Origin of the sequence: Streptomyces yaizuensis, from assembly GCF_034961445.1 — a bacterium.
In the GTDB taxonomy this organism is placed as follows: Bacteria; Actinomycetota; Actinomycetes; order Streptomycetales; family Streptomycetaceae; genus Streptomyces; species Streptomyces yaizuensis.
On record NZ_BSBI01000009.1, the window covers coordinates 193,171 to 206,141 of the forward strand.

Annotated in this window: 7 protein-coding genes; 1 reads left to right on the top strand and 6 read right to left on the bottom strand. The window is 78.0% G+C overall.

Annotated features, from left to right (window positions below):
* Positions 1-136: 136 nt before the first annotated feature.
* Both SYYSPA8_RS22000 and SYYSPA8_RS22005 read right to left on the bottom strand, forming a co-directional pair.
* Positions 137-2,356 (bottom strand): serine/threonine-protein kinase, encoded by a 2,220-nt coding sequence (locus SYYSPA8_RS22000; RefSeq protein ID WP_323448977.1) that lies wholly within the window; start codon positions 2,354-2,356, stop codon positions 137-139.
* Positions 2,326-3,177 (bottom strand): oxygenase MpaB family protein, encoded by an 852-nt coding sequence (locus tag SYYSPA8_RS22005; RefSeq protein ID WP_323449119.1) that lies wholly within the window; start codon positions 3,175-3,177, stop codon positions 2,326-2,328. Before SYYSPA8_RS22005 ends, SYYSPA8_RS22000 begins: the two co-directional genes overlap by 31 nt.
* Before the next feature lie 1,174 nt (positions 3,178-4,351).
* Here SYYSPA8_RS22005 and SYYSPA8_RS22010 point away from each other — a divergent pair.
* Positions 4,352-4,549: a hypothetical protein gene (locus SYYSPA8_RS22010; protein WP_323448978.1), complete on the top strand. Its 198-nt coding sequence runs from the start codon at positions 4,352-4,354 to the stop codon at positions 4,547-4,549.
* A 105-nt stretch (positions 4,550-4,654) separates the two neighbouring features.
* Here SYYSPA8_RS22010 and SYYSPA8_RS22015 read toward each other — a convergent pair whose 3' ends face one another.
* The 4 genes from SYYSPA8_RS22015 to SYYSPA8_RS22030 form a co-directional block, all read right to left on the bottom strand.
* Positions 4,655-4,969: a zf-HC2 domain-containing protein gene (locus SYYSPA8_RS22015; RefSeq protein ID WP_323448979.1), complete on the bottom strand. Its 315-nt coding sequence runs from the start codon at positions 4,967-4,969 to the stop codon at positions 4,655-4,657.
* Positions 4,970-5,108: 139 nt separating this feature from the next.
* Complete coding sequence (locus tag SYYSPA8_RS22020) at positions 5,109-6,551, bottom strand: hypothetical protein (protein WP_323448980.1); 1,443 nt, start codon at positions 6,549-6,551, stop codon at positions 5,109-5,111.
* Positions 6,552-6,911: 360 nt separating this feature from the next.
* Complete coding sequence (locus tag SYYSPA8_RS22025) at positions 6,912-9,716, bottom strand: LuxR C-terminal-related transcriptional regulator (RefSeq protein ID WP_456115170.1); 2,805 nt, start codon at positions 9,714-9,716, stop codon at positions 6,912-6,914.
* Positions 9,655-12,873, bottom strand: a complete 3,219-nt coding sequence (locus tag SYYSPA8_RS22030) for a helix-turn-helix transcriptional regulator (RefSeq protein ID WP_456115169.1) — start codon at positions 12,871-12,873, stop codon at positions 9,655-9,657. The genes SYYSPA8_RS22025 and SYYSPA8_RS22030 overlap by 62 nt, the downstream gene beginning before the upstream one ends.
* Positions 12,874-12,971: the final 98 nt, after the last annotated feature.

Consider the following 12,971-nt stretch of genomic DNA (forward strand, 5'->3'; position numbering starts at 1 on the left):
AGGCGCGGCAGCGGACGTCGTCCGCCCGTCGGGCCAAGCGGCCGGAGGCAGGCGCTCCGTCCCCCTGTCCGGAGGGCCGCGGATTCCTCACGCTCCCCCGGCGCACCACCGGGGCGGAAAGCGCGGGCACCGGCGGTCAGGACGGGGCGCGGCGGCCGTGGGTGCCGCGTCGCTCGCGCAGGGCGGCGACCCTGCGGTACAGCTCCACCGCCTCGGCGGGCCGGCCCAGCTGTTCCAGGCAGTGCGCCTCGTCGTTGCGGCTGGCGAGCGCCTCGGGGTGGTCCAGGCCGAGGACCCGCTCGCGGGCGGTCGCGACCTCGCGATAGACCGTCAGGGCCTCGTCCCAGCGGCCGAGCCAGCCCAGGCCCACCGCGACCTCCCGCCGGCTGACCAGGGTGTCGGGGTGGTCGGGGCCCAGTGCCCCGGTGCGGGCGGCGCTGACGTCACGGGCCTCCGCCAGGGCCTCGTCCCAGCGGCCGAGCCGGCCCAGGTTCACGCCGATGCCGTGGCGGGCGCGCAGGGTCTCCGGGTCGTCGGGGCCGTGCACCCGGGCGCGGTCCGCGACCAGCGCCCGGTACAGCTCCAGCGCCTCCGCGCCCCGGCCGAGCCTGCCGAGGCTGATGCCGACCTCATAGCGGGCCGCGAGGGTGTCGGGGTGGTCGGGGCCGAGCGCGCGGCCACGGGCGGACGCCACGTCCCGGTAGGCGTCGAGGGCTTCGGTCCAGCGCCCGAGCCGGCCGAGCGCGTACGCCACCTCGTACCGGGTGACCAGGGTGTCCGGGTGGTCCCCGCCCAGCACCCTGGTCCGCGCCGCCGCGACGCCGGCCGCCATCCGGAGGGACTCCTCCAGACGGCCCAGGCGGCTCAGGTTGAACGCGAGGTTGTGGCGGCAGCGCAGGGTGTCCGGGTGGTCGGGGCCCATGCTCCGCTCGCGGGCGGCGAGCACCGCTGTGTACACGTCGTTGGCCTCGAAGTGCCGGGCGAGCTGGCCGAGAACGTACGCCGTCTCCTGCCGGGCGGCCAGCGTGTCCGGGTGGTCCGGGCCGAGCGCTCGGGAGCGGCCGTCGGCGACCCGGGTGAACTCGCGCAGCGCGTCCTCCGCGCGCCCGGTGCGGCCGAGGCTGAAGCCGATCTCGTACCGGCTGGCGAGGGTGTCGGGGTGGTCCGCGCCCAGGACGTGCTCCCGCTCGGCGGCGACGGCGCGGTGCACCTCGCCGGCCTCCTCCCAGCGGCCGAGGCGGCCCAGGCTGAGCCCGGCGCCGTGCCGGGTGGCGAGCTGGGCGAGGAGCGCGGCGGCGGGCGCGGGCCGCGTGCCCCCGGTGGCCGGGCGCGGCGGCAGTGCCCCGCGCGGGTCGACGGTGGTGGTCCACTCGCCGGTCAGCCCCGCCGTGTGGTCGGGCAGGACGGTCCGCAGGCCGGTGGGGAGGGCCTTGTGGCCGGCGGTCATGCCCCGGGTCCAGGCGGGCAGCGGCGCCGGGCCTGCGGTGGCGGAGCGGCCGTCGGAGAGGATGCGCCGGCGCAGCTCCCGGGCGTCGGCGGGCCGCTCGTCGGGGGACTTGGCGAGGAGGTCGCGCACGATGCGGTCGACGTGGGCGGGGATGTCGCCGCGGTGGTCGCGCAGGGGGCTGGGCACGGTGTCGCGGTGCCCGACGAGGACGGCCCAGGCGTCCTCGTGGTCGAAGGGCGGTACGCCGGTGGCGAGTTCGTACAGGACGCAGCCGAGGGAGTAGAGGTCGCTGCGGTGGTCGACCTCGCCGCCGCCGATCTGCTCGGGCGACATGTAGTGCGGGGTGCCCATGGCGATGCCGACGCCGGTGAGGCGGGAGGAGAGACCGACGCCCTGGCCGAGCCGGGCGATGCCGAAGTCGCAGATCTTCACGGCCCCGTCGCCGAGCCGCATGATGTTGGCGGGCTTGAGGTCGCGGTGGACGATGCCCCGGGCGTGGGTGTACGCGAGGGCGTCAGCGACCTGTTCGGCGATGTCGACGATCTCCGGGACGGCGAGCGGGCGGCCGGAGTTCCGGTCGAGCAGCTGGCTGAGATTGTGCCCTTCCAGCAGCTCCATGACGAGGTAGAGCACGCCCTCGTACTCGCCGAAGTCATGGACGACGGTCACGCCCCGGTGCTGGAGCGCGGCGGCGACGCGGGCCTCGCGGCGGAACCGCTCCCGCAGCACGGTGGTGAACCCGGCGTCGCCCTGCGGCTGACCCGCCGGCTTGAGGCACTTGACCGCGACGCGCCGCCCCAGCGACTCGTCCACGGCGCGCCAGACCTCGCCCATGCCACCGCGCCCGATGACCTCCAGCAGCCGGTACCGGCCCTGGATCAGCCTGGTCTCCGTCTCCGTCTCCGCCATCGCGCGCTGCCGCCCCCGTCGCCGTGCTCCGCTCTCCCCGTGGGGTCCAGTATGGCCCCGGGTACGGACAGTTTGTACGGGGTGGGGCGGGAGCCGGGGCCGAGCCGTGTCATCGCGTCCACGATATGGCCCGGCGGCAGCCGCCCGGTCGCGGTGAGCATGCGGGTGACCCGCGCGGGGTCGGGGGCGGGCCGCCCGTACAGCTCGTGCGCGTACGGCGGCAGGGCGGCGTGGGCGAGGTCGCTGACCGGGGGCCAGAGCAGGGCGCGGGCGGGGACCAGGGCGGCGGGGACCGGTGGCCGGCGCAGGAAGTCCTCGACGGTACGGGCGTCGGGCCCGGCGGCGAGCAGCGGGCGGACGCGCTCGAAGTAGCGGGCGAGCTGGTCGGTGGTCGCGGGCACCCGGCGGGGGTCGAGGCCGACCAGCCGGGTGCGGTCGCGGTGTTCGGCGACATAGCGGTCGGCCTGGGCGTCGTCGAGGGGGTAGCCGGAGCGGCGCAGGACGTGGAGGTAGGAGTCGATCTCGGTGCAGTGGACCCAGAGCAGCAGCTCGGGTTCGTCGACGCCGTAGCGCTCGCCGGTGGCCGGATCGGTCACCTTGAGCCGCTCGTGGATGCGGCGGACGCGGGCGCCCGCGCGTTCGGCGGCGTCGGTGGTGCCGTAGGTGACGGTGCCGACGTAGTCGGCGGTCCGCATCAGCCGGCCCCAGGCGTCCCGGCGGAAGTCGGAGAACTCCAGGACGCCCCGGACCGCGCGGGGGTGCAGGGCCTGGAGGTAGAGGGCGCGGACGCCGGCGATCCACATCATCGGGTCGCCGTGCATCTGCCAGGTGACGGAGTCGGGGCCGAAGAGACCGGGGTCGGCGGTGGCCTGCGGGGCGGGCGGCGGGGGCGCGGTAGGCCGCCGACGCGGGTGCGGCTGCGGCTGCGGATGTGTCGGCGAATGGCTGGGCGGATGCGGGCCGTCCGCGGCGGGCACGGGCGACATGGGGCCCCTTTCGGTCGTGCGGACCGGCCGGGAGCACCCGCCGGACGGGACTCGATCAGGTGTTCCCAGGGACGCTGCCCCGGGGGAGCGCCCGGCGTCAACCCCGCACAGACGCCGGGGCGACGGGCCCCGGGCACGGGCGCACCCGCGCGACGGCCGGAGCAGGGGTGGCCGGACACCGGGCGGCCGGACACCGGGCAGCGGCGGGGACCCGGCGCGCGTACACCTGAGCGCGGAAGCCCGACAGCACGGGTGACCCGCGCCGCAGCACCCGCCCGCGCGTACGCCTGCGTACGGAAGCCCGGTACGGCAGACGTACGACGGACGACCGCCCCGGGCGAGGACACCGGCGCGCCCGCCGGGCTCCCACCGCCGCAGCGGCAGCGGCGCGTTCCTCCGTACGCGTCCCGGTCACGGCGGGCGTACCCGGGCCGGGTGGGGCGGTCGTGGCGAACCGTCCCCGCCGGGAGCCCGGAACCGTTTCGGGAACCGTCTCGGGGCCGTCTGCGGATGTGCCGCCGGAACTGGCTCCGTACGGGCCCGGCGGGGCGGGCGTACGGCGAAGGGCCGACCGGGGTCCCGGCGGTCCGGGCGGGCGGAGCGACACTCCGCCGCCACCGCCGCCGAGTGCCCCTCCGGAGTCGCCGGGCCCGGGGGCTCCGGCGCCGCAGCCCCAGTCCTCCGCGCCTCCGCCCATCGGGACGGGGAACGAGGGGACGACGCTGTCGAACAGCGCGCCGATCCGGCCGGGGAGCAGCACCGCCGATGTGTCCACGATGCCCTCGACCGCTCCCAGGCCGCGGGAGCAGCGGCCTTCGCCGTGCAGCGCCTCCCTGGGTGTGGGGGCCGCCGGGGCGCCGGTGAACGCGCCACCGCCGTATCGCCTCCTCCTCCGCCGTCCCTTCCCCCATCGTCCCCTCCACCGCCGCCCGGTGGGCCGAAGGGCGGAGCGAGCAGGCCGAAGAAGGAGAAGCAGGGTCCGACGACGGTCGCCCCGTCGGCCCACCCGGTGTCCCAGCAGGAGATCGCGGCGCTCAGGCCGGGCGCGACCCCCTCCCCGTTCCTGGCCGAGCGGTTCGACCCGGCCGCGGACCCGCTGGTGGATCCGCTCGATCTCGACGGGCCGGCCCGGGTGGGAGCGGTGAACACGAGCCACTGGCTGGGCGAGTTCGCCCAGCCGGCCCGGTTCGGCGCGGACCGGAACTGACCGGGCGGGTACGGCAGACCCAGGGGCGCGAACCGCCGGTGCGGTCCGGTGCCCGGGACGGTCCCGGGCACCGGACCGCACGGCGCGTCCGGCGCGTCCGGCGCTCTATCCGTGCGGGTCGGCGCCGGGGTCCTCCGGCGTGCCGTCGCGGTCGGCCCCCGGCGGCCACTCCGGCGGCGACTCCGGCGGCGACTCCGGCGGCGACTCCGGGGGCGACTCCGGGGGGATCATCAGATCGGAGCCGTCGAGCGACGCCAGCAGCATCGGCATCTCGGCCAGTTCCAGATACTCGTCACGGCAGGCGGCGCACCGCTGGACATGCGCGGCGACGAGCATGTCCTCGTCCGGCGTCAGCGCGTCGAGCACATACGCTCCCAGCAGCAGCGTCACATGGGCATCCGCCCGGCGCGGCTCAGTCACCCAGGCCCCCGATCCGTGTGCTCCGGCGCACCGGAGCCCTGCCCCGGCACATACCGGGGTCATTCTGCGGACTGCCGCCGCCGGGCAACAAGGGTGGTGAGGGCGGACAGTCCGGCAGGGATGGCATGGTGTCCCCCGGTCAGCCGTCGGCCACGGTCCCTTCGCGGGCGGTGAACCGCCAGGCCGTGCGCCCCGGATCGCCCAGGACGACGGCCACCGTCCGGCCGTCGAGGTGGAGCAGGGCGGCGGCCTCGTGCGGCGCGGCGGGCAGCCGGTCCAGCCCCGCCAGGGCGTCGGCGAGGGGCTGCGGGCCCGTGGCGAACGCGTGTACCGGGGCCGGGTCGGGGCCCTCGGTGAGCTGGAGGGCGAGCGATTCGAGGAGGCGGTGGGCGGCGGCCGGGTCCCCGGTGAGGCAGAGGGTGTCCGGCGCGTGGGCGAGGTCGAGGAGGAGGCAGCCCCGGTCGCCGGAGCCGACGCGGACGAACGCGGTTCCGCTCTCGGGGAGTTCACGGGGCGCGGTGGTCCAGGCGCGGGCGTCGTGGTCGCGGGGGCCGGTGATGCCGAAGTCGATGTCGACGGTGTCGTCCCCGAACGCGACGGAGACCGGGGGCAGCAGTTCGGTCCGCGCGGCGGGGCGCCTGGCAACCGGGCGCGGCCCCCGGGCCGGGCGCGCGGTGGCGGACACGGCGGACATGGCGGGCACGGCCGTGGGCATGGCTGCGGGCACCGTGACAACGGGCTCCACGACCGGAGTGACCGGACCCACCGGACTCACCGGCGCGGTCACCGTGGCGAGCGCCACCGGGTCGGCCGGGGGTTCCCCCGTCGCGGCCGCTCTTTCCGGGGTACGGGACAGGGGCGCACGGGTCGTGTTCCCCCGGCGGGCCACCGGCCGGCCGGTTCCGCGCGTGGCGGGCGGGACGACCTCGTACACGTACCCGGATTCGGCCCCGGATTCGACCCCGGCTCCGGCTCCGGTGGACGCCTCGGTCACGGCGGTCACGGCCCGGGAGGCACAGGGCGCGGCGGGCCGGCGGCGGCGCAGGGCGAGGGCCCTCGTCCCCGCGCCCAGGGTGAGGGCGCCACCGGCGGCGGTCAGCGCCAGGGCGCCGGAGCGGGATCCGGTGGCGTTGTTCGTCGTTCCCGTGGCGGGCTGTCCGGGCGGGGCCGCGTCCGCCACCCGCGCGGGCAGCGCGCCGGACCGTACCTCCGGGCCGAAGGCGTCGCCGGGCGGCCGGAGGATCCAGCCGGCCGGGACGGTGGTGGTGCCTTCCCTCACTCCGCCGTCGGGCTGCCGCCGCCCCCGGTTCAGTTCGAAGATCTCCGGGAAGCGGTCGCCGTCGCCGAGGGTCCTCTGTGCGATGGTCCACAGGAACTCGGGCTCCCCGGCGGGCTGTTCGGCGACGACGTAGTACTTCACGACGCCGGCGGAGGGGGCGCCCCGCCCGGGGGTGTCGACGGCGTAGTACGTCAGGCTTCCGGCGGTCAGCAGCAGGCCGGTGAGAGCGACCGCGGTGGCGACCGCCGCGCGGCCCGGGCGGGGGCGGCCGGACGGGCTCTGGGGTACGTGCTGTGCTGCCATGCGGGATCCTCACAGTCGCGGGGACGGCGCTGTCGCCCCGGTGCACGGCACGGTCCGGGCGCGGGTTCACCCCTAGGGGGTGTCTGACGGATCTTGCTGGGGCTCGCGTGCCCTGGCACCGCGCTCCCCCTGGGCCTGGCGGCCCGGGTGGGGGTGCCACCGGCGGAGCCAGGGGGAGTACCCCCATCCTCCGCCTTGCGATCCGTCCCCTCGGCCCTGGCGGGCCTGGGGAGACCCCATCCCTCGTCCACCGGCGGGCCTGGGGAGACCCCATGCACCAGACCCCGCTCCCTGACCCAGCCTGATCCGTCAGACACCCCCTGGCCGCGTCGGCGCGCGCACCCCCACGGCCGTCGGGGCTCAGTGGCGCGGTGCGGCGCGTTCGGCGGCCTGGCGGGCGACCTCGGTGCGGGAGCGGGCGCCCAGCTTGGTGAGGATGTGCGAGACATGGGTCTGGACGGTCCGCGGCGAGAGGAAGAGGTCGCCCGCGATCTCGGGGTTGGAGCGGCCCAGCGCCACCAGCCGGGCCACCCGGGACTCGGCCGGGGTGAGGGCGTCCCAGCCGGCCTGCGGGCGGCCGCCGCGCGCGGCCCGGGGGCCGGTGCGGACGCCCAGGGAGCGGAGCCGGCCCGTGGCGCGGCGTACGTCCCAGGCGGCGCCGAGCGGGCGGTAGCACTCCAGGGCCCGTTCCAGGAGTTCCCGCGCGGCCGGCAGGTCGCCGACGGCCGCGTGGACGGCGGCGCTGTCCTCCAGGGCGTGGCCGAGGTCGAGGGGGCGGCCGGCCGTGCGGTGGTACTCCACGGCGGCGGCGAGGGGTGCGGGGTCGCCGTCCACGAGGCCCCGGCAGCGGTCGGCGGCGGCGATCCGGCCCGGGTGGTGTTCGCGGTCGGCCTCTCCGGCGCTGATGACGGCGGCCGCGCGGGCGGTGGCCCGGTCGCCGGTGCGCAGGGCGAGCCGGACGATGTCGGGGGTCCACAGGAACCGCTGGTCGAGATCGCGGGCGTGGACGGGGTCGAGGGTGGGCAGCAGGAAGGCCAGCGCGTCCCGGGGGCGGCCGGCGCGTTCCGCGAGCAGTGCGCGGGCCATCAGCAGCAGGCCGCGGCGGCCGCCCCGGGGTCCGGCTGCCTCGGACCGTTCTGACCGCTCGGACCGTTCGGGCCGTTCGGGCCGTTCGGGCCGTTCGGGCAGGGCGTCCAGGTGGGCGCGGGCGTCCGCGCCCAGGTCCCGGTGGCCGTGGACGAGGGCGGCGATGCCGTGGCGCGGCCAGGGCAGCCAGGGGTCGCCCGCGTCGTCGGACAGGGTGTCGAGCCGGGCGAGGGCCTCGTCCCAGCGGCCGGCGCGGTAGTCGAGGTGCGCGGCGGAGACGGTGATGCCGCCGAGCTGTCCTGCGGTGGCCCGCTCCCCGGTCTCCTCCCGGGCGAGGTCGAGTGCCGCGCGGGCGTCGCCGTGGCGGTCCGACTGGTCGAGCAGGGCGGCCCGGTGGAGCAGCACGGTCAGGCGGAGGTCGGTGAGGGTGCAGGTGAGCCAGCGGGCGTCGGCGCGGTCGACGCGGGCGGACGCCCGCAGGGCGAGGGTGTTCTCGGCGAGGGCGGCGGCGGTGCGGCGCTCGCGCAGGAGGGCGCAGGAGAGGGCGTGGCGGCCGTACGCCTCGCCGAAGGCGTGTCCGCCGGCGCGGGCCTGTGCGATGACCTGCCGGGCGAGTACGGCGCACCGTTCGTCGTGTCCGGCGGCGTGGTGGATCGTGGCGCGCAGCCCTTGGAGGAGGAGGTTCCAGCGGGCGGCGACGGGGCCGGCCCGCCGGGAGCGGTCGAGGGCGGCGAGGGCGTCGTTCCAGCGGCCCTGGAGGAAGAGGCCGTGGGCGAGGGCGGCGGTGAGCTGGGTGCGGGTGTCGGCGTCGGTGGTTCCGTCGAGGAGGGAACGCAGGGTCGCGGTGCCGGCGGGGCCGCGCAGCAGGAGGGCCGCGTGGGCGAGGTGGCCCCTGAGGGTGTCGTGGCGGGGGTCGTCCGGGGGGAGGCGGGTGAGGCAGCCGCGCAGCAGGGCGACGGCGGTGCCGGGGGCCTGTTCGGCGAGGTCCGCGGCGGTGGCGGTGAGCCAGTCGAGGGCCCAGCGGTCCCGGCCGGCGGTGAGGGTCTTGGCGAGGGGCAGGAGTTGTCCGGCGACGCGGGCCGGGGTGGCGCCGGTGACGTGGAGGGCGCGGGCGGCGGCGTGGTGGCGTTCGGCGCGTTCGTGGGCGGGGATGCCGGCGCGCAGCGCCTCGTACACGGAGGGGTGGCGGAACCGGAGGCGTTCGTCGGTGTCGACGAGGAGTCCGGCGGCGAGGGCGTCGTCGATGGGGGTGAGCAGGTCGAGCGGGGAGCGGCCGGTGACGGCGCCGAGTTCGGTGCCGGTGAAGTCGGGGCCGAGCAGGGCGGCGGCGCGGAGGGTCTCGCGGGCGGCCGCGGGGAGGAGGCGGGTGACGGCGGCGGGGTCGTGGCGGCCGGGGGCGGGCCCGCCGGGCAGGAGTTCGCGTACCCGGCGGGGGTTGCCGCCGGCGTGGGCGAGCCGTTCGCGGAGTTCGGGTCCCGGGGCGGTGCCGGTGACGGCGGTGGCGAGGTCGCGGACTTCGTCGTCGGTGAGCGGGGGCAGGGTGAGCAGGGTCGTGCCGCTGTCGGCGAGGTCGCGTCTGAGGCGGCCGAGGTCGCGGTGGCCGGGGAGGGTGCGGGCGGTGGCGACGAGCAGCAGGGGCAGCCGGCCGGTGGCCCGGCCGAGGCGCTGCCAGAGGAGGAGGGTGGTGGTGTCGGCGTGGTGCAGGTCGTCCAGGAGGAGGGCGAGCGGGCCGTCGTCGGTGACCTTGCGGACGAGGTCGGCGACGCGTTCGGCGAGGACCGGGTCGGCGGCCCGGTGGGGGTCGCGGGCGCGGAGGCCGCACAGGAGGCGCTGGGCCTCGGCGCCGCGGGCGGGGCGGTCCGGTGCGGTCCGGGCGAGGGCGTCGAGGAGCGCGGTCAGCGGGCCGCCGGGTGTGGAACCGGCCGCCCGGACGACGTGACCTCCCTGGCTCGCGCGGGCGGTGCGGCGGGCTTCGTCATGGGCCCGGTGGAGCAGGGCGGTCCGCCCGATGCCGGGTTCACCCTCGATGAGGAGGGAGTGGCCCCGGCCGTTCGTCAGTTCCCCGATGTGCCGGTTCAGCCGCCGGGTCTCGGCGGTTCGGCCGGTCCACGCGCGCGGCTCGCCCTCGTGGCTCTCCTGCTCGTACCCGTGGCTCTCCGGTTCGTGCCCGTGGCTCCCCTGCGTCACGGTCGTCACGGTCGTCGGTCTCCTTCGTGGTGGGTCCTGCGGCGGGCCGTACGGCCGTCGGCGGTCCGTGCGGCGGGCCGTGCGGTGGTCTGCGGCGGCCTGCCTCCCGGCCGATGTCGATCCGGGTGCGGACGCCGAGTTTGGCGAGGATGTGGGAGACGTGGGTCTGGACGGTGCGCGGGGAGAGGAGGAGTTCGGCGGCGGTCTCCGGGTTGGAGCGGCCCTCGGCGACGAGGAGGGCGACCCTGAGTTCGGTGGGGGTGAGGGCGTCCCAGCCGGTGCCGGGGCGGCTCTTGGTGCCGCGTGGTCCGCGCGGTCCGCGCCGTACGCCCAGGGAGCGCAGGCGGGCGTCGGCGCGGGCGGTGTAGCCGTGGGCGCCGATGGACCGGTAGAGATCGACGGCCGCGGTGAGCCGGGCGCGGGCGCCGTCCGTGCCGTCGGTGTCGCCGCGTGCGGCGAGGACGGCGGCCAGGTCCTCCAGGGTGCGGGCGTGGCAGAGCCGCATGCCCTGGCGCAGATAGTGGTCGGCGGCGGCGGTGAGGGGTCCGGGGTCGTGGCCGACGAGACCGGAGAGCCGCTGGGCGAGGGCGCGGGGGCCCGGGGCGCCGGGGGCGTGCGCGGCGGCCGCTTCGGCGGCGGCCACGGCGTCCCGGGCGAGGGCGTGGTCGCCGAGGGCGAGGGCGATCCTGACGGTGTCGGGCAGCCGGGTCGCCTGGTGGGCCCAGCGGCCGGTGGGCGGGCCGCCGGGGGCGAGGGAGTCGCGGAGGAGGGTCAGCGCGGTTCCGGGGTCGCCGTCGCGTTCGGCGATGAGGGCGGCGGCGAGCGGGAGGTAGGCGGGGTCGGTGTCGGCGGGCGCCGCGGCGCGGGCGGCGGTGAGCCGGGCGCGGGCGGCGTCGCGCTGGTCGCGGGCGGCGAGGATCACGGCGTCGAGTCCGTGCGGGGGGACGGGCAGCCAGGGGGCGGGCGGCGGGTGTCCGAGGTCGAGGGAGTCCAGGGCCTCGTCCCAGCGGCCGGCCCGGTAGTGGAACCGGGCGGCGACGGTGTGCACCCAGGCGCGGCGGGCCGGTGAGCCGGTGGTGCCGGCGAGCGAGCGGGCGTCGTCCAGGAGGGCGCGGGCCTCGCCGTCGCGGTCGTGGGCGCCCAGCAGATGGGCGCCCAGGAGGGTCTGGACGAGCTGGAGGTCCCGGGTCTCCCGGCGGCGGCGGGCGGCGGCGCGGGCGCGGGTGGACTCGTGGAGCGCGGCGGTGTGGTCGCCGGTGTGGGTGAGCACCTGGGCGCGGACGGAGCGGGCGTGGGCCTCGGGTACGGGGGCCTGGAGCGCGAGGGACCGTTCCAGGACCCGGTCGGCGAGGAAGCGGGCCTCGTCGAGACGGTGGGACGCGCAGAGGAGGGCCGCGCGCAGGGCGAGGAGGCGGGCGGTCCGGGTGGGGTGGCCGGTGACGGCAGCGGCGGCGAGGGCGTCGTCCACGACGGTACGGGCCGGGGCGGGCCGGCCGTCCTGGAGGAGGGCGAGGACGGTGAGGAAGCCGAGGCGGTGGCGGCGGGCGGGGTCGGTGGTGCGGTCGTGCAGGTCCTTGGCGCGGCCGGCGGCGTCCGGGTGGTGCAGCAGGTAGGCGCTCTGGGCGGCGGCGTCCTGGAGCCGGGTGCGGCCGGGGTGGGCGGGGGGCAGCCGGTCGAGGGCGCGGCCGGCGAGTTCGAGGGCGGCGCCGGGGTGGTGGTCCACGAGTTCGGCGCTGTGGCCAAGGAGCCAGGGGGTGGCCCAGTCGTCGCCGGCGGGGTCGGCGGCCAGGAGGTGGGCGGCGACGCGGTGGGCGGGGGCGCGGAGCCCGGCGAGGGAGCGGGCGGCGCGGGCGTGGATGGCCGCGCGCAGGGTGGCGGGGACACCGGCGTGCAGGGCCTGGCGGAGGAGTTCGCTCCGCAGGCGCAGGCTCTCCGGTGCCCCCTCTTCGACGATTCCGGCGGCGACGGCCTCCTCCAGGGCGGGGAGCGCGGCGCCCGGGGGGCGTTCCAGGGCGACGGCGAGTTCGCGGCGGGAGAAGGGGGGTTCGAGGAGGGCGGCGATCCGGAGGGTGGTGCGGACGTCCGGGGAGAGGGCGCCGAGCCGGTCGGTGAGGGCGGCGGCGAGCGGGGGTGGCAGGGGGTAGGGGGAGTTGTTCCCGGTGCTTGCGGGGCTTCTGGGGCCTGCGGAGCGTGCGGGGCGTGCGGGGCGTGCGGAACCGGTGCCGCCTGTTCCGGCTGCGGCTCCGGTGGTGACTCCGGCTGCGGCTTCGGCTGTGGCTCCGGTGGTGGCGAGTTCGGCGGAGTCGGCGGTGAGACGGACGGCGCCGTCGGCGGTGAGTGCGGCGAGCAGGTCGTGCAGGTGGCGTACGTTGCCCGCCGCGTCGCCGAGGCGGCGCAGCAGCCGGGGGCCGGGCGGGACACCGAGGACGACGCCCGCGTGCCGGGCGGCCTCGCGGGGCGTCAGCGGGGGCAGGGTGAGCCGCGTGGCACCGCTGTCGGCGATCCGGGCGGCGGGGCGGGGCAGGGGGCGGCCGGGTGCGCTCGGGACGGCGGCGGCGAGCAGCAGCGGCCGCCGGGACGCGGTCTCGGTGAGCCGTCGCCACACCAACAGGCTGGCCTCGTCGGCGCGGTGGAGGTTGTCGAGGACGAGGACGACGGGGGTGGTGCGGCACGTCTGGGCGATCAGACCGAAGAGGCGGCGGACGGCGGTGGCGGGGTGGCCCGCCGGGGTGAGGCCGCCGGCCCGCGCGGTCCGCCTGATCTCGTCCGTGGTGGCATCGGGTTCCAGGCAGTCGAGCAGGGCGCCCAGGGGGGTGGGGCAGAGTTCGGGTGCGGTACCGGCGAGGACACGGCAGCGCAGCCGGCCGGCCTCGTCCGCGACGCGGGCGAGCAGCGCTGTCTTCCCGGAGCCGGGTTCGCCGTCCACGAGGAGGCTGCCGCCGTGCCCGGCGACGGTGGCTTTGAGGAGTTCGCGGACGCGGCGGAGCTGGGGTTCCCGGGCCACGGGTACGGGGGCGGGTACGGGGACGGGGTCTCGCTCTGCCACCACGGACGCGCTCCTCACCGCCGCTGCCACGGACCGGGGAACCCCCGGCAGGCGACCGGCGGCCGGTGACCCGGCGCCGGGCCTGGTCGCCGGGCCCGGTC